The organism is Cupriavidus ulmosensis, from assembly GCF_977008105.1.
This window is the reverse complement of sequence record NZ_CDRMWP010000001.1, coordinates 1,569,278-1,588,660: the sequence shown is the minus strand read 5'-3', so window position 1 is coordinate 1,588,660 and position 19,383 is coordinate 1,569,278. Positions and strand designations below refer to the sequence as shown.

Genomic DNA, 19,383 nt, shown 5'->3' with positions numbered 1-19,383 from the left:
CTGACTCGTCGCAGCGACTTACGCGGCCTTTTCAAGCTCGCAAGGCATGGAGTCCGACATCTGCGCCAGATGATGCAGCGTATCTCCAAACACCGACTCCATTTGGGTAAGTCGCCTGAAATAGTGGCTGACGATATACTCATCCGTCATTCCAATGCCTCCGTGCAGTTGCACGGCTTGCTGACCGACGAAGCGCATCGATCCGCCCAACTGGTATTTCGCTTGCGCCATGGCGCGACGCCTCTCGTTCGCCGGCGCGTTGACATTGAGCGATGCGTAGTAGCTCATGGACCTCGCAAGCTCCAGGCTCATCTTCATATCCGCAACGCGGTGACGTAGGGCTTGGAAGCTCGCGATGGCGACGCCGAACTGCTTGCGCGTCTTCATGTACTCGACCAGAATCTCCAGCGTTACGTCCATCACGCCCACGGCCTCTGCACACGTCATTGCAATGCCAAGATCCACTGCATATGAGAGGCAAGCCTGGCCCTCTCGCGTGATCAGGGTGCCTGGCGCCTTCGACAACGTCAGTTCAGCCGCGCGCGAGCCGTCGAGAGTTTGATAGGGCTGTGCCAACACCCCTGGGGCGGAGCGCTCCACAAGGAACGCTCCGAGAGTGTCCCCAATCATGGCCGGTACAATGTATGCGTCAGCATGATCGCCAACCGGCACGAGGCTCTTGCTCCCGGCAAGCTCCCAACTGCCCGCTGTCTCGATTGCTCGCGTCCCGCACGTATCGATGCGATAGCGATTCGCGCGCTCTTGTTGAGCCAGTACGACCACGCTTTCTCCGGAGGCGATCGCGGGCAGCCGCGCCGCGCGTACGCTTGCCTCGGCGTAGTTCGACAGAACCGCACCCGCAATCAAAACTTGAGCCAGCGGTTCGAGTACGATACCCCGCCCCAGTTCCTCCATAACCACCATGACGTCAACCGGGCCCATACCGACGCCGCCATACTCTTCCGGGACGTAAAGTCCGGTCAGCCCAAGCTCCGCAAGCTGTGCATACGAGTCCGACGAAAATCCGCCGCTGCTCTCGGAACGCCGGCGGTGCTCGAACGTATAGCTCCGCTTTACCCATTTTCTTACTGCGTCTCGCAGTTGGTCCTGGTCGTCAGTGAAATCGAAATCCATGTTCTACTCCTTTATCCAAGGACCACTTGTGAAACAATGTTGCGCTGCACTTCATTGGACCCACCGTAGATGGTGGTTTTCCGCAGGTTAAAATATGTCGCCGCAAGCGGAGCGTTCCGCCGCTCTCCACCGGGGAACTCGCCATCCCACTCCGCCAACATGGCGTCTTGAATAAATGGGAGGCCATAGGGACCGGCGGCCAGCATCATCAATTCACTGTAGCGCTGTTGAATCTCGCTTCCTCGAATTTTCAGCAGCCCCGCAATATCCAATGGATTCTTGCCGGATTTTTCTGCCGAAATCACGCGAAGAACCAGCATCTCGAGCGCGATGATATCCACCTCGAGCTTCGAAATTTCGTCTTTGAAACGAGGCTCATCCAGCATGCCCTCCGCCGCCGCGATTCGCTTCAGGCGTCGAAGCTCACGCTTGGCGCGCCCAACTTCTGCGATGTTCGAGCGTTCGTGGCTAAGAAGATGTTTGGCATAGGCCCAGCCCTTATTCTCTTCGCCAACCAGGTTCTCGACGGGAACCTCAACATTATCGAACCAGACCTCATTGACCTCGCACTCGCCGTCCAGCAACTTGATCGGCCGCACAGTCACACCAGGCGAACGCATGTCAATGAGCAGGAAGCTGATCCCAGCCTGCGGCTTCCCTTCCGTATTCGTCCGGACAAGACAGAAAATCCATTCGCCGTACTGAGCCAACGTGGTCCAGATCTTTTGACCATTGACGATGTACTTGTCTCCCTTTCGCTCCGCTCGTGTCTTGAGCGAAGCCAGGTCGGAACCCGATCCCGGCTCGCTGTAACCTTGACTCCACCAAACATCTCCCGTCGCAATGCCGGGCAGGAAGCGCGCCTGTTGCTCGGCGTTGCCAAACGCCATGATGACTGGGGCAACCATGACAGGGCCATAGGGCACGAGTCGCGGCGCTCCTGCCAAAGCGCACTCTTCCTCGAAAATATGCCGCTGAACTGGCGTCCAGCCCGTGCCACCGAATTCGACTGGCCACCTGTACGTGAGCCAACCCTTTTTCCCTAGAATTTGGTGCCAACGCTGCATATCGGTCCGGGATAGCTGCAGCCCGTTGTGAACCTTGTGCGAGATCTCCTTTGGCAAGCTGGCGTCGATCCACGCATGTACCTCTTCTCTAAATTCCTGTTCTTCTTCCGTGAAGTTCAGATCCATTTCTTAGTCCCCCGCTGTATTAGTTAGTCCTAGCGGCCTACGAAAACGGGAGTGCGACGTTCCTTCGCAGCCAATTCCCCTTCTCGGGCATCATCACTCTTAGCCAGCATTTGCGCTTGATATTGAGTGCGATAGCCTGCCTCGACCAGCCCCACTGGAATCGAATGTCTCGCAGACTGCTTCAGGAAGCGCAGTACCATCGGCGCAGCGCTCGCAATCTGACGAGCTGTTACGAGCGCTGCATCCGTTTCGTTTCCTGGCTCACAGAGCTCGTTTACGAAGCCGACTTCATACGCCCGCTGGGCGGAAACCGGGCGCCCCGTCAATATGAGCTCCATCGCGATCTTGTGAGGAATCCGACCGACCAGCGAGCTAATCAAGCCCGCCGCCATGCCTAGCCGACCTTCGGGATAGACGAAACTCGCTGCCGATGTCGCGACACAAAGATCACAGAATGCAAGCATGGATACGCCGGCCGCTATCACTGGGCCATTGACTGCCGCAATAACCGGCTTTCCAATGTCAAAGGCGACATTTGGAATGGCACGCCAAAAGCAATCGGGTGGATCGTTTGTGTCAAGGCCTGCCGTGAAAACCGGCCCCTCTGCACGCAGCAGCGCAACGCGATCATCGGAGCTCTCGAAGTCTCGCCATGCGTCGTGCAACGTTTCGCACATCTCGGAATTCAGCGCATTTCGCTTATCCGGCCGATTCATGGTAATGACCCGGACGAAATTATCTGACGCAATCCTGATCAGTTCGGTCATGACTTCTCAACGCTTCTTATTCAGGAAGGATTTGAAGATTTCCTGAGTCGCCTCTGTATTCAGAAGTTCGGCGAACATCTTCACTTCCAGGTCGAGTGCGGAACCCACGGCGGCGCGATTTGCGTGGTTCAACATTCGCTTTGCCGCCCGCACCGAAGCCTTGGGGAGTTTCGCCAGTTCGGCGGCCGTTTTACGCGCCTGTGCAAGGGCCTCTCCCTCCTGCGTCAGCGACGTCAGAAGCCCGGCATCGAAAGCTTCTTCTGCGTCGAAGAACTTGCCAAGCATCAACCACTCACGTGCCTTCCTGACACCTACCAGCGATTCGAGCAGATAGCTGGATGCACCCTCGGGACACAGACCCAGAGAAACGAACGGCATGCGGAAGCGTGCATCTTGGGATGCGTAGGCAAAATCGACGTGCTGCAGCATCGTGGCACCGATTCCAATCGCCAGCCCCTCGACGGCTGCGATGAGCGGTACATCGATCGCCGCCATCTTCCGGAGGAACGTAACGGCAGGGGAATCTTCGTTGCCGCGCCGGGTCTGGAAATCATTGATATCAGCGCCGACGGTGAAGTTTCCACCCGCGCCATGCACGATGACTGCGGCACATTCCTTGTCCGCGTTGGACTCATCCAGAAGACGGGTCAATTCTTGGTACATCGCCGTGCTGACCGCATTGCGCTTTTCGGGACGCGCAATGCAAATCTCCAGGACGTCTCCGACGTTGTTGGCTTGGATGCTCATGATTGCTCCTGAAGTGTCTTTTTCGACATGCGGCAACTAATCACCCCACCTTCTTCGAGACGGGCGATGTGGTCTGCGGAAAGTTCTAGTAAGTCGGAAAGAACATCTTCTGTGTGCTGCCCAAGTTTCGCCGGCGCGCGAACGTAATGCACCGGCGTTTTACTGAATTTGATGGGATTGGCAATGCCTCTTACTGAGCCGGCACCTTTGTCAAACGGCACGTCGACGGCCATCTGACGATGGATGACTTGTGGGTGAGCAAAGGCTTCCTTGTAGGTATTGATACGGCCGTGCGGGATATCCGCTGCCGAGAACGCGGCAAGCCAATGTTCGGTTTGGCGCGTAGCAAGAATCGACGATACTTGCGAAATTAACGCCGCTCGATTCCGAATGCGTCCGGATGCCGAATGGAACGTCGAATCCCGGGCCAGCTCTTTGGCGTCGAGCGCTTGGCAAAGGCGCAGCCACTGGGAATCGTTCCCCACAGCAACGACCACCTTACCGTCTGCGGTGTCAAAGACTTGATACGGTACGAGCGACGGATGTGCGTTCCCCCATCGGTGCGGTTCCGTGCCATTGATCAGGCACGACAATCCCTGATTCGACGACAAGCCAACCAGGCAATCGAGCAATGCCAAATCGATGTGCTGGCCTTCCCCCGTGGCATTCCTGTGGTTCAACGCGGCGAGTATCGCGACCGCGGCATACAGTCCCGTTGTGAGATCGGCAATGGCGATCCCAACCTTCTGCGGCCCACCTCCGGGCTTGTCATCACGCTCGCCCGTAATGCTCATGAGCCCGCTCTCCCCCTGGAAAACGAAATCGTAGCCGGGGCGATCGGCGTACGGCCCGGATTGACCGTACCCGGTGATCGAGCAATAGATCAGGCGCGGATTGATCTTCTGGAGAGTGTCGTAGTCAAGCCCTCGGCGAGCAAGATCGCCAACCTTGAAGTTCTCGACAAAGATATCGCACTCAAGAACCAGCTTACGGATCAGATCCGCGCCGACCGGGTTGGCGATGTCTACGCCAACAGATCTCTTGTTCCGATTGGCGGAAGCGAAGTAGGTAGAATCTTCAAGCACTTCGGCTTCACTCGTCATCGCATACGGAGGGCCCCACTGCCGCGTATCATCCCCTCGCGATGGATGCTCAATCTTGATGACGTCGGCACCCATGTCTCCCAGAATCTGGGTGCACCAAGGCCCGGCGAGGACTCGCGTCATATCCAGTACGCGAATGCTTCCTAAAGCTTGTTTCTGCATAAGAGACATCCCGTCATCCCTCGTTCATTTGGATTGACTTGTACTCCAGGAACTCATCCAAACCGACATGACCCGCCTCCCGGCCAACGCCGCTTTGCTTGAAACCGCCGAAGGGCGCTACGGGGTTGAATCTCGCGCCGTTGATATCGACCTGTCCGGAGCGAATCTTTCCAGCGGCGTCGAATGCAAGGTCAGGCTCGCCCCAAACGGCCGCGGCGAGGCCATACACCGTTGCGTTGGCGATGCGGATGCCATCTTCGATGTCGTCGTAGCGAATCACACAGAGCACGGGGCCAAACACCTCTTCGTTGGCCAGGTGGTTATCTTGATTTGTGAGAAACACCTTCGGACTAACGAAAAATCCTGCAGGCGGAACATCCTGGCCGGACGCGATGAGCCTTGCGCCCTCTGCCACACCTTTTTCCGTTAGTTCCTGCACGCGATCACGCTGCTTGCCAGAAATGAGTGGACCGATCCGATGGCCTTCGACCAGGCTGGAGCCGACGGAGAGCTTGGCGAGTTCTTGCTTCACCAAGGCTTCTACGGTCTCCAAATCACGCGAATGCACAATCAACCTGGTAAGCGCGCTGCAAGTCTGACCGTTGTTGAGGAAGCAGGAAGCGAGCGTTCCCTTTACGGCCACAGTAAGATCCGCACCCGGCAACACCAAGGAAGGCGACTTGCCGCCCAGCTCCAGCGTCACCTTCTTGATGGTCGATGCGGCCAAGCAAGACACTGCGCGACCGGCGTCCGTGGAGCCTGTGAAGCTGACCATGTCCACGCCATCCGCTCGGGCCAACGCTGCGCCCACTACCGCGCCCAGGCCGTTCACAACGTTCACCACGCCAGGAGGAAAGTCTGCGTCATCGATTGCATCGCAAATTAGGCGCGTTGTTCGGGGCGTCAATTCGCCTGGCTTGAGCACGACTGTGTTCCCGGCCAGAAGCGCGGGCACCACCTTCAGGATGATCTGATGAAGCGGGAAATTCCATGGCGTAATGCATGCCACGACTCCGAAAGGCTCGCGAACGATGACAGAGTGGCCCATTCGCGATTGCCATGGAAACCCTTCTGCGAGCTTCACGAAGTTCCCAATGTTTCGAATGGGCGAGTCGACTTGAACGATGCGCGAGATCTTTAGGGGCGTGCCCACTTCAGCTGCGATAGCATCAGCCAAAGATTCCTGTCGATTTGCGAGTTGGTCCTTTAGACGATTCAGGATTGTGCATCTTGCCGACACGGATGTTGCGGACCAATTGGCCAATGCGTTCTGCGCGGCGCTCAAGGCGAGATCGACGTCCTCCTCGGTACCCGGAAGGATTTGGGCCGAGACCAGTCCAGTATTCGGGTCCTGCACGTCAATGAGCTGTGTGCCAGAAGCACGACGCCACGATCCCCCGATGTATTGCTGATCGAAGATTTCCGGCATCACGACTGCTCCCCCGAAATCTCTTGGACCTTCTCGGGGCTACCTGACCATCCCCACGCCAACGATGTACGGGATACACCAAGTAGGACGCCGTTCAGCGCGCTCGGATGGATCCAGAGACCATCCTGCTCGGGCTTGCCCGTATCAGTCCTTCGGGTCCACTTTGCGTTGCGCGAGTCGAGCCGCCTGATTACGCCCGGCAAATCATCCGTTTCGATATAGCACATGTAAAGTGCGTCGCCTCGCTTGCCCGAGAACCTGCCCATGGCAAATGCGGGATCATGCGCTTCAGCCAATTCGATGCGATCAAGACGATCCGGCGCGAACATCAGTAGCGTGCCTTCATAGCCAAATCGAGCGAACGTGATGTCTACTGCCTTGTCGCGCTGCAGGCCCAGTTTGCGCGCATAGCAATCCGCGACCGCTCGCCAGTCGGTGCGGAGAACCATTGTGAGTTCGTACAAAAATGACACAGGACCATTGGCTCGAACCCGTGGTGCCGCTTCGCTGACAACGAGCGGTATGCCATAGAGGCCCTCTACGCTCAAATAGAGGCGGCCATCGGCCTCGGCAAAGCGGATGCCTTGCTCGGCGAGGAGCCTCTGATATTCAGAAAGGCTGGCCGTCGAAACGCCACCGAAGAACAGACCTTCTCCGAAGCCGTCAAGATGATCGCTCACGGCACCCGCTCCCCGCGGGGTCCACAGTTCGACCGTGCTTTCGCCGATCGCCAGCCTGCGGCCGCGGGCGTTCAGGTGGTCGCTTACGAGCTCATCAAGGTACTGCGCTCCAAGCACTTCTCTGTAGTTCTGCTCTGCTTGATCGAGGTCGCGCACCGCGACGAGAATTCTGTCAACCGAATTCAACATGACTTCTTCCTTGACGTAACTTACCTACTGCGCGGTGATGTGCGCGGTACGAATGAGCTTTTGCCATTTCGCCGACTCCTGCTGGATGAATCGGCCGAACTCATCTTGGCTGGCGCCAGAAATGATTGCCCCGAGGTCGCCGATCTTGGCGCGGACCTCAGGCATCTTGAGTACCGCTTGAATTTCGGCATCCAGTCGCGTGACGATCGGCTTTGGCGTCGCGATCGGGACCAAAACGCCGAACCAGCCAGTGATCTGATAATTGCTCAGACCCGCTTCGGTCATAGTTGGGACGTCCGGCAGCAAGGGGGAACGGACCGGACTCGTGATCGCGAGTGCGCGAAGCTTGCCGCTCTTTACGAGATTCAAAGCTGACGGCATGTTGTCGAACATGATCGGCACATGGCCTGCCATCGTGTCATTCAGGCCGGGACCGCTACCTCGGTATGGCACATGGACCATGCGCAGGCCCGCGGTCGACGCAAACAGTTCCCCCGCCAAGTGCAGGGATGTTCCGTTGCCGGGAGTCGCGTACGACAGGGGATTCGGCTGTTGCTTCGCGTACTGAATGAGATCCTTCACCGATTTGACCGGTAACTGCGGGTTGACCACCAGCAGATTGGGAACCTCCGCCAACAGCGTTACCGGCGCGAGATCTCGCGTGGGAGAGAAGTTGGCGTCTGGAGTGAGCGTTGGATTGACTGCAATAGGACCGATATTGCCCATGACGATGGTGTATCCATCGGCGGCCTGCTTTGCCGCATAGGCAGTGCCCACATCTCCCCCGGCTCCTGGCTTGTTCTCGATCACCACAGGCTGCCCGAGCCGCTCCGAGAGCTTCGTCCCAACGATACGGGCCAGCATGTCAGTGGTGCCGCCCGGCGGATACGGCACGACCCACTTGATCGGGCGACTCGGCCAAGACTCGCTGGCGTTCGCAACAGATTGACCGGGCGCTGCCCAGCAAGCCACCATCGCGGCGCTCAGGCTCAATATCCATCGTTTCATTTGTTTGTCTCCTGAATTCAAGAAGCAGGTTGCATCTCAGGCACTCTTGATTTATGATGTTCACTAGATGAACTACAAGTACACAGAGTGTACGAATGAAGAATAATAGATCGATCCAACGATGTCTAGCGGTGCTGCGCGCTTTTCGGCAAAACGGGCGACCGACTTTGGCGGAGCTGTCTCGCGCCGTAGACCTGCCCCACCCGACCGTTCTGCGCTTTCTGCTGACATTGGAGGAGGAGGGATATGTCGCGCGCGAGGGCAACCAGTGGCGCTTGACTACCCGAGTCTTCGAGATCGGCTTTGCCGCTCTGGAAAGTCTGGGGGTGTCAGACTCGGTTCAGCAGATGCTCCAGCAGTTGGCTGACACGTACGCAGGAACGTCCAACTTGGGCGAAGCGAACCCTGACGGGGTGATCATTATTGGAAGGGCGATGGCACTCGCCGAACGCCGTCGCCTCGTGGTGATGAATCTCCGAGTCGGAAGCACCCTGCCTCCAGGCAGCGCGCTCACACAGGCGCTCACCCTCGGAATCGGCGAATGGGCGATGGTCGAATATCCTGAGAGCAATCAGGTCTCGGTTGCAGTCCCGCTTGCGCGGGTTGGCAACCGCCAGTTGTCTATCGGGATTTCCACGTCGCCAGCGGAGGCGACCCCTGAGAGGATCGAGAATGAAATTGTTCCGACACTTCAGAACGCCGCAGCTATGGTCTCGAGGCTTATTGGCATGGGGCCCGCGTAAGAAGTTGCTTCAAAATGAAGCGAGGCGGTCCTGACTAGGGCGAAGCAGGGGATTCGGATCACGCGGTGATCCGCCTGCGCAGCGTGCGCGCCCGCAAGGGCGCGGCCGCAGACAGTACAGCTGGCACTTGCCGTGCCGCGCAACGACGCCTGGATCTTCTTGAAACGACTTCTATGGCGGCGGCCGGTGGCCCAGAGCCGTCACCGCGGCAATGCCCCGGCTCTGCCGGCAGGCATCGTCGCAATGGCGCAGCGCGGCGTCCACCGCCGCACGCATGTCCGCGGCGGCCACACCGGCCCCGGCGGATTCCTCCGCCGGGGCCAGCACCGCCGTCATCACGCCGGCGACCATGCCAAGCGCCACCACAGCGCCGGCGCCCAGCAGGCAGGCGATTCGATATCGCGTTCTCATGACGATCTCCTTCGCCCCCACATCCCTGTTGCCTCGTTCCGCATCGGCCGAATGCCACCATGCTCTCGCCGCGCAGCGGCGGGCGCTGCGCGGTCGGGTTCCTGATGATGGCGCACATGGCGCCGGTGGACGTGCTGGTCGCGCAGGCGCTGCTGATGGAGTCCTATGGCGCCAACTGCCTCTACCTCACCGATTCGGCCGGCCACATGCTGCCGCACGACGTCACCGCCAAGCTTGGCGCGGTGCGCCAGGCGCTCGCTCCCGAGACCGAACTCGGCTTCCACGGCCACCACAACCTCGCCATGGGCATCGCCAACTCGCTGGCGGCCCGTGGCCTGCGGCGCCACCCGGATCGACGCCGCCGCAGCTGGGCTCGGCGCCGGGGCGGGCAACACGCCGATGGAGGTCTTCGTGGCGGTATGCGAGCGCATGGGCATCGACACCGGCGTCGACGTCTTCCGCATCGCCGACGTGGCCGAGGACCTTGTCGTGCCGATCATGGACCAGCCGATCCGCATCGATCGCGACGCGCTCACGCTGGGCTACGCCGGCGTGTATTCCTCGTTCCTGCTGTTCGCCAAGCGCGCCCAGGCCAAGTACGGCATTCCCGCGCGCGAGATCCTGGTCGAGCTGGGCCGCCAGCGCCTGGTCGGCGGCCAGGAAGACATGATCGAGGACACCGCCATGACGCTGACGCGGGCGCGCGGCCTGCTCGCCTGACGCCGCCATGGGTTTCCGGCCGGGCCGATGGCGCGGCATCGGCCCGGGTCCGCCTTTCCTGCGCATGGACTGCCGCCTGCAGCCGGCGGACAAGACCGCGCCCCGCGCCACGCCGCCATGCGGGCGCGCTCAGTCCGCGCGCCAGCACGGCAGCCACCCCTGCCGCTGCCACTGCTTCGTCAGCCGCCTGGGCAACAGCATCCGCGCGCCACAGCTCTCGCATTGGTACAAACGGCGCCAGACAAAGGCGCGCGACCACCAGGGCCGGCGTGCCCGGCTGTAGAGCGGCGCGGTGCAACAACAGCGGCGAAACATCAGCACGATTCGGACTTCCTGTCGGTTTCTCGACACGGCGACACGATGGCTATCGCCGCGCAGGGCACGCATGACGCTCCGTTCCCTTGACCCGCCAGCCGGCCGGTGTTGAACGTGTGCCCCTGAGAAAACATTAGACAGGCCGGACGCCATCGGGACATCCCCAAAACCGGGTATTTGCGGCCCGGCATCGCGGCGCGCACCCTGAGCTTCCCCCGTCCGTTCATGCCCGCCGAGCGAAAACGAGACAAAACAAACGTCGGCAAGCAAACGCAATTCGCATGGCAAATGCGCCGATCGTGACGGTGCGCAAACGCCAACCTCGCCGCGACAAATACCCGAAACAGGGTATGCGCCATTCGGCAACGCTTCTTAGAGTGCGGGCTTGAGCCCCAGTTTGAAACGCAACCCTGCCGGCGGGACTGCCCAGCCGGCGCATGCGTTCCCGCACCCGCAGGAAGCCACCGTGAATCGACGCCCATATTTCTCTTCCCCCCTTTGCCGGGCTGGCTGTTCCCTGATGGCCGCCCCCCTCGCCCTCCTTACCCTCGCCGGCCTGGCGCACGCCCAGGTGCCGACCGACGCCGGCCATCTCCAGCGCCAGCTGGAACAGACCCTGACCCCGCCCGCCGCCACCGCGCCGACGCCCGCCGCGCCCGCTGCCCCGGAAGACCGCAGCGGGCCCAGCGTGGTCATCCGGCACGTCGTCATCGAGGGCGCCACGCTGATTCCGGCCGAGGAACTGGCCCGCCAGCTCGACGCCAGCCTCGGCCGGCCGCAGACCCTCGGCGAACTGCACGCCGCCGCCCAGGCCCTGGTCGGCTACTACCGCACGCGCGGCTGGTTCGTGCGGGTGCTGCTGCCGCAGCAGGACGTGACCGGCGGCACCCTGCGCATCCAGGTCGTCGAAGGCCGCTTCGGCAGCCTGCTCATGGCGCCGGGCCAGACCCGCGCCCGCCAGGACTTCGTGGCGCGCATCGTCGGCCGCCGCCTGGACGCGGGGCAGCCCTATTCGCAGGCCGATCTCGAACGTGGCCTGCTGCTCGCCAACGACCTGCCCGGCATCGCCGCCGACGGCGTGCTGCAGGCCGGCGCCGCGCCGGGCAGCACCGACCTGGCGCTGAGCGTGCGCGACGGCCCGTGGGTCTCCGGACAACTCGGCCTGGGCAACCTCGGCAGCCGCACCACCGGCGCCTTGCAGGGCTACGGCATGGTCGCGCTGAACAACCCGAGCGGCTATGGCGACCAGCTCAGCCTGAGCGCCGCCGCCGCCGGCCACCTCGACTACCAGACCCTGGGCTACGGCGTGCCGCTGGGCCATGACGGCCTGCGCCTGTCGCTCGGCTACAGCCAGCTGCATTACCGCCTGGGCAAGGAATTCGAAGCCCTCGATGCCAGTGGCCAGGCCCGCACCGCCACCGCCGGGCTGGCCTACCCGTTGCTGCGCGGCGCCGAGCGCAACCTGTGGCTCGCGCTGAATCTCGGCCAGCGCCGCAACCGCGACGACAGCCTGGGCTTCACCCTGCGCGAACGGCGCCTCAACACCCTGGGCCTGTCCCTGTACGGCGACAGCCGCGACGCCTTCGGCCGCGGCGGCCAGACCGCCTGGCGCGCCGAACTGACCCAGGGCAACGCCGCCCTGCGCCTGGCCGACGACCGCCGGCAGGATGCCGCCGGCCCGCGCGTCGCCGGCGGCTTCACCCGCCTCAACGCCGATCTGCGCCGCGACCAGGTGCTGGGCGCCGCCAGCTACCTGCGCGTGCGCGCCGCCGGGCAATGGTCGGCCGACAACCTCGATTCCTCGCAGCAGTTCGGCCTCGGCGGCCCCTACGGGGTACGCGGCTATCCAGCCAGCGAAGGCTACGGCGACAGCGGCGCGCTGGCGCAGGTGGAACTGCATGCCTTGCTGGCCCCGGCGCTTTTCGGCCTGAATGCCGGCCTGAATGCCGGCCTGGACGCCTACCTGTTCGCCGACGCCGGCGTGGTGCGCCAGCACCGCGCGCGCTGGCCGGGCTGGGACATGCAAGGCACGAACCGCAACACCTACGCCCTGTATGCCACCGGCCTCGGCCTGCGCTGGAGCCTCCCGCGCGGCTTCGCGCTGGATGCGGTGTTCGCCGTGCCGCTGGGCCACAACCCGGCCAGCGCCAACCCCGGCCGCAACCAGGACGGCAGCCGGCGCGGCGCGCGCCTGTGGATCAGCGCCAGCCTGGCGTTCTGAACTGACCTACCGAGAAAAGGAATCCGACCATGTGGAAGCACGCCAGCATCAACCGCGCCTATCGGCTGGTTTGGAATTGCGTCCAGCAGGCTTTCGTGCCGGCGCCGGAAACGGCCCGCGGCCACAGCGCGGGCGGGGCGACCCGCGCCCGGACTCGCCGCGGCGGCGGCATCGTCCCGAGTGACAGGCTGCCACTTTGGCGGGTCTTGAACGTGGCGCTGGCGCTGGCTGGCCTGCTCGTCAGCCCGCTGGCACTCGCGCTTGACGCGGGCGCGCTGCCCCAAGGTGGCAGCGTCGTTGCGGGCGCGGCAAACATTGCCGGCTCGGGCAACGCACTGACCGTCACCCAGAGCAGCGACCGGGCCATCGTCAACTGGCAGTCGTTCGACGTCGGCAAAAACGCCGGCGTCCGTTTCGTCCAGCCCTCCACCACAGCGGCCACCCTGAACCGTGTCACCGGTGGCCCGGCCAGCCAGATCCTCGGCACCCTGAGCGCCAACGGTCAGGTCTACCTGGTCAACCCGGCCGGCGTGCTGTTTGGTGCTACCGCGCAAGTCAACGTGGGCAGCCTGGTAGCGTCCACCCTGCGCATCGCCGATAACGACTTCCTCGCCGGCCGCGACCGCTTCACCCTCGACGGCGCCACCGGCGAGGTCAGCAACCAGGGCCGCATCACGGCGGCCCAAGGCGGCCGCGTGGCCCTGCTCGGGGCGCGCGTCACCAACACCGGCACCCTTCATGCCCCGCTGGGCAACGTGGCTCTGGCTGCCGGCCGGCAGATCACCCTGTCGGCCGGCGCCAACGGCCACCTCCAGATCGCAGTGGATCCCGCCGATCTCGCCACCCAGGTCCATAACGGTGGCCTGATCCAGGCCGAGGGCGGCCAGGTGATCCTCACCGCCCAGGGCGCCGACGCGCTGGCCTCGTCGGTGGTCAGTCACACCGGCACCGTGCAAGCGCAGACCGTGGCGACGCGCGAAGGGCGCATCCTGCTGCTGGCCGACCCGGACCGCGGCACCACCAAGGTGGCCGGCACGCTGGACGCCAGCGCGCCGCACGGCGGCAACGGCGGCTTTATCGAAACCAGCGCCGCGCGCGTGAAAGTCGCCGACAGCGCCACGGTGACCACCCGCGCTGGCAACGGCACGACCGGCACCTGGCTGATCGATCCCAACGACTTCACCATCGCCGCGGCCGGCGGCGACATGACAGGCGCGGCGGTCAGCACGGCGCTGCAGAACACCGACTTCCAGATTCAGAGCGTCAGGGGGAGCACGTCCGGCAAGGGCGACATCTTCGTCAACGACACGGTGAGCTGGAGTGCCAACACGCTCACCCTCACCGCCGAGCGCGATATCCAGATCAACGCCGCCCTGAACGGCTCGAACACGGCAGGGCTGGCGTTGAAGTATGGCCAAGGCGCGCTAGCCGCAAACAATACCGCCACCTACCAGGTCCGTGCGCCGGTCAACCTGGCCTCGACCGGCCGCTTCAGCACCACGCTGGGCAGCGATGGCGCCACGCTCAACTACACCATCCTCACCCGCCTGGGGGAGCAAGGCAGCACTTCGCGTAACGACCTGCAGGGCATCAACGGCAATATGAGCGGTCGTTACGTGCTGGGCAGCGATATCGATGCCAGTGCCACCCGGGAGTGGTACGGCGGTGCAGGATTTTCTCCGATCGGCTATGCCGAGAACACCCCGTTCAGGGGGACCTTTGACGGCCTTGGCCATGCTATCGCCGGACTGACCATTAACCGGCCCGGCCAGAACCATGTGGGGCTGTTTGGTTTCGCGACAAATGCCACGATTCGCCACGTCGGGCTGGATAGGGGCAGCGTCTCAGGAAACGCATACGTCGGTGGGCTGGTCGGATACAACCTTGCCCGCGACGGCACGGCCTCTCTCGACCATGTTTGGTCGAGCGCAAACGTGACGGGCCAGGGCAACTACGTCGGCGGCCTGGTCGGAAGGAACTACGGTTTCACTGGCGGCACGGCCCGCATTAGCAACGCCTATGCCACAGGCGCCGTAGAGGGTGGTGACAGCCTTGTCGGCGGCCTGGTTGGAGAAAACTCTGTCGGTCGCGGCACGGCCAGCATCAACAACGTTTACGCCACAGGCGCCGTGAAGGGTAAGTACAACGTCGGCGGCCTGGTCGGACACAATGCTAGTAGCGCGGCCAGCATCAGCAAGGCCTATGCCACAGGCGCGGTGACGGCTAATGGCAACGCCGGCGGCCTGGTTGGACAAAGCTCCGGCTCCATCACCAACAGCTACTGGGACCGCTTTTCCACCAAGCAAAATGATGGCGTCGGGGCCGGCGGGAGCTGGAACCTCCATTGGGTCACCAGTGACCCCGCCCAGTCCGGCGCCGCCAACTACGCCTTCAAGGTCAGCGCCTACACCAACAACCTGGGCGAGGACGCCGTTGCCACAAGCAAGAACGCCGGAGCCAGCTGGTACATGATCAACGGCCAGACCCGGCCCTTCTTGGCCTCGGAATACAGCACCACCGTCACCAATGCCCATCAGTTGCAGTTGATGGCCATGGACCTTGGGGCCAACTACACCCTGGCGCGCAACATCGACGCCGGTGCAACCGGCCTCAACGATGGCACGGCGGAGGTCTCGGGTGGCATGTGGACTATGGCTGGATTCTCGCCCATCGGCGGCGGCGCGGCCGCCCCCTTCAAGGGCACCTTCGATGGCCAGGGCCACGTGATCAGCGGGCTGACCGTCAACCGGCCCAGCCAGGACTATGTGGGGCTATTTGGCCGGGCACAGAATGCCACGATCCGTAACGTCGGGCTGGACCGCGTCAGCGTCTCAGGAGGCTCACAGGTCGGCGGACTGGTTGGACACAACTATGCCAACAGCGGCGCAGTCTATCTCGACAACGTCTGGATGACCGGAAAGGTGGCGGGCCGGGGTAACGAGGTAGGAGGATTGGTCGGAACGAACGAAGCCAGCTTCGGCGCGATCAACATCAGCAACGCCTATGCCACGGGCACCGTAAAGGGCAACGACAAGGTCGGCGGCCTGGTCGGATGGAGCCTTGGCAACGGCGGCCACACGGCCCGCATCAGCGACGCCTATGCCACAGGCGCTGTAACGAGTAGTGGCGTTTTTGCCGGCGGCTTGGTCGGACTGAACGACACCAACTCCATCATCAACAACAGCTACTGGGATATCGGCACCACCGGACGAACCGCTGGCGTAGGCGGCGGGAACAGCGCAGGCGTGATCGGCAAGACCAGCGAGCAACTGAAGGACCTGGGCACCTATGCCGACTGGAGCATCGACAGCCAGGGTGGCACCGACCGCGTCTGGCGCATCTACGACGGCGACACCATGCCGCTGCTGCGCAGCTTCCTCAAGCCCGTCACCGTCACCGCGAACAACGCCGACAAGACGTACGACGGTCTCGCCTGGTCGGGCGACAACGGCGTCACGCAAAGCGACCCGAACGCCTCGCTGGCCGGTACGCTGCGCTACACCGGCAACGCCCAAGGCGCGATCAATGCCAATGCTGATAACGCCAGCTACGCCATCACACCGGGGGGCCAGTATTCGTCGCAGCAGGGCTACGACATCACCTTCGTCGACGGTCACCTGACGATCGGCAAGGCACCGCTCACCATCACCGCCCTCGACAAGGGCAAGACCTACGATGGGTTGACCTACACCGGCAGCTACGGCGTCACGTACGACGGCTTCGTCAACAACGAGACATCGACCGATCTCACCGGCACGCTGACCTACGGCGGCAGCGCCCAGGATGCGGTCAACGCCGGCAGGTACACGATCACTGCTAGCGGCCACGGTGCCACCAACTACGACATCGCCTACGTCAACGGCACGCTGACGGTCGACAAGGCACCGATCACCGTCACCGCCACCAGCGGGCGCTCCACCTACGGCGACGCCCCGAGCAATCCCGGCTTCACCGCCACCGGCCTGGTCAATGGGCAAGACGTCAGCGTGCTGAGTGGCCTCGCCAACAGCTTCGGCATCGACCGCACCACCGACGCCGACAAATACACGCTCACCGTCACCGGCGACCTGGCCAAGGGCAACTACCGCGTCATCGAGCGCCACGACGGCAGCTGGGTCGTCGATGCCAAGGACATCACCGTCACCGCCACCAGCGGCCGCTCCACCTACGGCGACGCCCCGAGCAATCCGGGATTCACCGCCACCGGCCTGGTCAATGGGCAAGACGTCAGCGTGCTGAGTGGCCTCGCCAACAGCTTCGGCATCGACCGCACCACCGACGCCGACAAATACACGCTCACCGTCACCGGCGACCTGGCCGAGGGCAACTACCGCGTCATCGAGCGCAACGTGGGCAGTTGGGTCGTCGATGCCAAGGACATCACCGTCACCGCCACCAGCGGCCGCTCCACCTACGGCGACACCCCGAGCAATCCGGGCTTCACCGCCGACGGTCTCGTCAACGGCCAGGACGTGAGTGTGCTGACCGGCCTCGCCAACAGCTTCGGCATCGACCGCACCACCGACGCCGACAAATACACGCTCACCGTCACCGGCGACCTGGCCAAGGGCAACTACCGCGTCATCGAGCGCAACGTGGGCAGTTGGGTCGTCGATGCCAAGGACATCACCGTCACCGCCACCAGCGGCCGCTCCACCTACGGCGACGCCCCGAGCAATCCGGGCTTCACTGCCGACGGTCTCGTCAACGGCCAGGACGTGAGTGTGCTGACCGGCCTCGCCAACAGCTTCGGCATCGACCGCACCACCGACGCCGACAAATACACGCTCACCGTCACCGGCGACCTGGCCAAGGGCAACTACCGCGTCATCGAGCGCCACGACGGCAGCTGGGTCGTCGATGCCAAGGACATCACCGTCACCGCCACCAGCGGCCGCTCCACCTACGGCGACACCCCGAGCAATCCGGGCTTCACCGCCGAGGGCCTGGTCAACGGCCAGGACGTGAGTGTGCTGACCGGCCTCGCCAACAGCTTCGGCATCGACCGCACCACCGACGCCGACAAATACACGCTCACCGTCACCGGCGACCTGGCCAAGGGCAACTACCGCGTCATCGAGCGTAACGATGGCACCTGGGTCGTTGATCCCAAGGACATCACCGTCACCGCCACCAGCGGGCGCTCGACTTACGGCGACACACCGAGCAATCCCGGCTTCACCGCCACCGGCCTGGTCAATGGGCAAGACGTCAGCGTGCTGAGCGGCCTCACCAACAGTTTCAGCATCGATCGCACCACCAACGCCGACGACTACGTGCTCACCGTCACCGGCGACTTGGCCAAGGGCAACTACCGTGTCGTCGAGCGTAACGATGGCACCTGGATCGTCGATGCGAAGGACATCACGGTCACCGCCACCAGCGGGCGCTCCACCTACGGCGACAGCCCTACCAATCCGGGCTTCACTGCTGTGGGCCTGGTCAACGATCAGGACGCCAGCGTGCTGGCCGGCCTCACCAATAACTTCGGCATCGACAGCCACACCAACGCTGACGACTACGTGCTCACCGTCACCGGTGCGCTGACCAACGGCAACTACCGCGTCACGAAGCGCAACGTTGGCGCCTGGGTCGTCCATCCCAAGGACATCACCGTTACCGCCAACAGCGGGCGCTCGACTTACGGCGACACTCCGACCAATCCCGGCTTCACTGCCGTGGGTCTGGTCAACGATCAGGACGTCAGCGTGCTGAGCGGCCTCACCAACAGTTTCGGCATCGATCACGACACCGACGCCGGCCGTCACACGCTACGCGTCGATGGCGTGCTCACCAACGGTAACTACACCATCACCGAACGCCGCGACGGGACCTGGGTCGTCGATCCCAAGAACATCACCGTCACCGCCAACGGCGGGCGCTCTACCTATGGCGATACCAAGCAGGCCAACCCCGGCCTCACCGCCAACGGCCTGGTCAATGGGCAAGACGTCAGCGTGCTAACGGGACTGACCAACGGCTTCGGTATCGACCACGACACCAACGCCGGCAGCCACACGCTGCGCGTCGATGGCGTGCTCACCAACGGTAACTACACCGTCACCGAATCCCGTGACGGCACCTGGATCGTGGATCCGGCGCGTCTGTTCATCACCGCCAACAACGCTACCCGGATCGCCAACGGCATCCCCTACCGCGGCGGCAACGGCGTGGGCTATGCCGGCTTCGTCAATGGCGAGGATGCCTCGGTGCTGGAGGGCGCCCTGGCCTATGGCGGCAGCGCGCAGGGTGCTACGCAGCCGGGCGTCTATGACCTGACCGCGGAAGGCCTGCGCTCCGGCAACTACCGCATCGAATACCGCGACGGCTCCTTGACGATCGGCGCGGCACAGGGGCTGCTTACTGCGGGACAACTGGAAAACGGCGCCATCGACGAACGCTACGCCGATCGCCACGACACTCCGTTCGGCCCCCGTCCCTCGCGGCTGGCAAGCCTGTCGCAGCCCGACCAGGGGCCGTCCCGGCTGCCGCTGAGCTTCGCCGAGAACTTTATCCGCGTGGGGCCCTGACGTCCGCCGGAACCGCAAATCACTTACAGAA

General features: G+C 63.1%; 12 protein-coding genes and 1 pseudogene. 4 read left to right on the top strand and 9 right to left on the bottom strand.

The window, feature by feature from the left end; translation table 11 throughout:
- Positions 1 to 18: 18 nt before the first annotated feature.
- Genes ACWTPI_RS07225 through ACWTPI_RS07190 form a run of 8 tightly spaced genes read right to left on the bottom strand, consistent with a single transcriptional unit; the run spans position 19 to position 8,412 of the window.
- Positions 19 to 1,134 carry an acyl-CoA dehydrogenase family protein gene (locus tag ACWTPI_RS07225; RefSeq protein ID WP_454731274.1) on the bottom strand — a complete coding sequence of 372 codons (1,116 nt, stop codon included), beginning with the start codon at positions 1,132 to 1,134 and terminating at the stop codon, positions 19 to 21.
- An 11-nt stretch (positions 1,135 to 1,145) separates the two neighbouring features.
- On the bottom strand, positions 1,146 to 2,327 hold the full coding sequence (locus ACWTPI_RS07220; RefSeq protein ID WP_454731273.1) for an acyl-CoA dehydrogenase family protein: 1,182 nt from the start codon (positions 2,325 to 2,327) through the stop codon (positions 1,146 to 1,148).
- A gap of 29 nt (positions 2,328 to 2,356) precedes the next feature.
- The gene (locus ACWTPI_RS07215; RefSeq protein ID WP_454731272.1) at positions 2,357 to 3,094 is read right to left on the bottom strand and encodes an enoyl-CoA hydratase/isomerase family protein; all 738 of its coding nucleotides are present in this window, start codon (positions 3,092 to 3,094) and stop codon (positions 2,357 to 2,359) included.
- Positions 3,095 to 3,100: 6 nt separating this feature from the next.
- The gene (locus ACWTPI_RS07210) at positions 3,101 to 3,841 is read right to left on the bottom strand and encodes an enoyl-CoA hydratase/isomerase family protein (RefSeq protein ID WP_454731271.1); all 741 of its coding nucleotides are present in this window, start codon (positions 3,839 to 3,841) and stop codon (positions 3,101 to 3,103) included.
- Positions 3,838 to 5,106: a CaiB/BaiF CoA transferase family protein gene (locus ACWTPI_RS07205; RefSeq protein WP_454731270.1), complete on the bottom strand. Its 1,269-nt coding sequence runs from the start codon at positions 5,104 to 5,106 to the stop codon at positions 3,838 to 3,840. The genes ACWTPI_RS07210 and ACWTPI_RS07205 overlap by 4 nt, the downstream gene beginning before the upstream one ends.
- Positions 5,107 to 5,119: 13 nt before the next feature.
- On the bottom strand, positions 5,120 to 6,535 hold the full coding sequence (locus ACWTPI_RS07200; RefSeq protein WP_454731269.1) for an aldehyde dehydrogenase family protein: 1,416 nt from the start codon (positions 6,533 to 6,535) through the stop codon (positions 5,120 to 5,122).
- Positions 6,535 to 7,404: a VOC family protein gene (locus ACWTPI_RS07195; RefSeq protein ID WP_454731268.1), complete on the bottom strand. Its 870-nt coding sequence runs from the start codon at positions 7,402 to 7,404 to the stop codon at positions 6,535 to 6,537. Before ACWTPI_RS07195 ends, ACWTPI_RS07200 begins: the two co-directional genes overlap by 1 nt.
- A 24-nt stretch (positions 7,405 to 7,428) precedes the next feature.
- Positions 7,429 to 8,412 carry a Bug family tripartite tricarboxylate transporter substrate binding protein gene (locus ACWTPI_RS07190; protein ID WP_454731267.1) on the bottom strand — a complete coding sequence of 328 codons (984 nt, stop codon included), beginning with the start codon at positions 8,410 to 8,412 and terminating at the stop codon, positions 7,429 to 7,431.
- Positions 8,413 to 8,507: 95 nt separating this feature from the next.
- Between ACWTPI_RS07190 and ACWTPI_RS07185 the strand changes: the two genes are divergently transcribed.
- Positions 8,508 to 9,155 (top strand): IclR family transcriptional regulator, encoded by a 648-nt coding sequence (locus ACWTPI_RS07185; RefSeq protein WP_454731266.1) that lies wholly within the window; start codon positions 8,508 to 8,510, stop codon positions 9,153 to 9,155.
- A gap of 171 nt (positions 9,156 to 9,326) precedes the next feature.
- On the opposite strand, the gene ACWTPI_RS07180 is transcribed toward ACWTPI_RS07185, so the two are convergent.
- The gene (locus ACWTPI_RS07180; RefSeq protein WP_454731265.1) at positions 9,327 to 9,566 is read right to left on the bottom strand and encodes a hypothetical protein; all 240 of its coding nucleotides are present in this window, start codon (positions 9,564 to 9,566) and stop codon (positions 9,327 to 9,329) included.
- Between the two features lie 86 nt (positions 9,567 to 9,652).
- On the opposite strand from ACWTPI_RS07180, the pseudogene dmpG reads away from it, so the two are divergent.
- The 3 genes and pseudogenes from dmpG to ACWTPI_RS07165 form a co-directional block, all read left to right on the top strand.
- Positions 9,653 to 10,286, top strand: a pseudogene (dmpG, locus tag ACWTPI_RS07175) (4-hydroxy-2-oxovalerate aldolase); the annotation flags it as partial.
- An 835-nt stretch (positions 10,287 to 11,121) separates the two neighbouring features.
- Complete coding sequence (locus ACWTPI_RS07170) at positions 11,122 to 12,822, top strand: ShlB/FhaC/HecB family hemolysin secretion/activation protein (RefSeq protein WP_454731264.1); 1,701 nt, start codon at positions 11,122 to 11,124, stop codon at positions 12,820 to 12,822.
- A 29-nt stretch (positions 12,823 to 12,851) separates the two neighbouring features.
- Positions 12,852 to 19,352 carry an MBG domain-containing protein gene (locus ACWTPI_RS07165; RefSeq protein ID WP_454731263.1) on the top strand — a complete coding sequence of 2,167 codons (6,501 nt, stop codon included), beginning with the start codon at positions 12,852 to 12,854 and terminating at the stop codon, positions 19,350 to 19,352.
- The last annotated feature ends 31 nt before the right edge of the window (positions 19,353 to 19,383 follow it).

Coding starts and splice junctions, on each gene's coding strand:
- ACWTPI_RS07225 (WP_454731274.1), bottom strand. CDS start 1,134: ATGGATTTCGATTTCACTGACGACCAGGACCAACTGCGAGACGCAGTA.
- ACWTPI_RS07220 (WP_454731273.1), bottom strand. CDS start 2,327: ATGGATCTGAACTTCACGGAAGAAGAACAGGAATTTAGAGAAGAGGTA.
- ACWTPI_RS07215 (WP_454731272.1), bottom strand. CDS start 3,094: ATGACCGAACTGATCAGGATTGCGTCAGATAATTTCGTCCGGGTCATT.
- ACWTPI_RS07210 (WP_454731271.1), bottom strand. CDS start 3,841: ATGAGCATCCAAGCCAACAACGTCGGAGACGTCCTGGAGATTTGCATT.
- ACWTPI_RS07205 (WP_454731270.1), bottom strand. CDS start 5,106: ATGCAGAAACAAGCTTTAGGAAGCATTCGCGTACTGGATATGACGCGA.
- ACWTPI_RS07200 (WP_454731269.1), bottom strand. CDS start 6,535: ATGCCGGAAATCTTCGATCAGCAATACATCGGGGGATCGTGGCGTCGT.
- ACWTPI_RS07195 (WP_454731268.1), bottom strand. CDS start 7,404: ATGTTGAATTCGGTTGACAGAATTCTCGTCGCGGTGCGCGACCTCGAT.
- ACWTPI_RS07190 (WP_454731267.1), bottom strand. CDS start 8,412: ATGAAACGATGGATATTGAGCCTGAGCGCCGCGATGGTGGCTTGCTGG.
- ACWTPI_RS07185 (WP_454731266.1), top strand. CDS start 8,508: ATGAAGAATAATAGATCGATCCAACGATGTCTAGCGGTGCTGCGCGCT.
- ACWTPI_RS07180 (WP_454731265.1), bottom strand. CDS start 9,566: ATGAGAACGCGATATCGAATCGCCTGCCTGCTGGGCGCCGGCGCTGTG.
- ACWTPI_RS07170 (WP_454731264.1), top strand. CDS start 11,122: ATGGCCGCCCCCCTCGCCCTCCTTACCCTCGCCGGCCTGGCGCACGCC.
- ACWTPI_RS07165 (WP_454731263.1), top strand. CDS start 12,852: ATGTGGAAGCACGCCAGCATCAACCGCGCCTATCGGCTGGTTTGGAAT.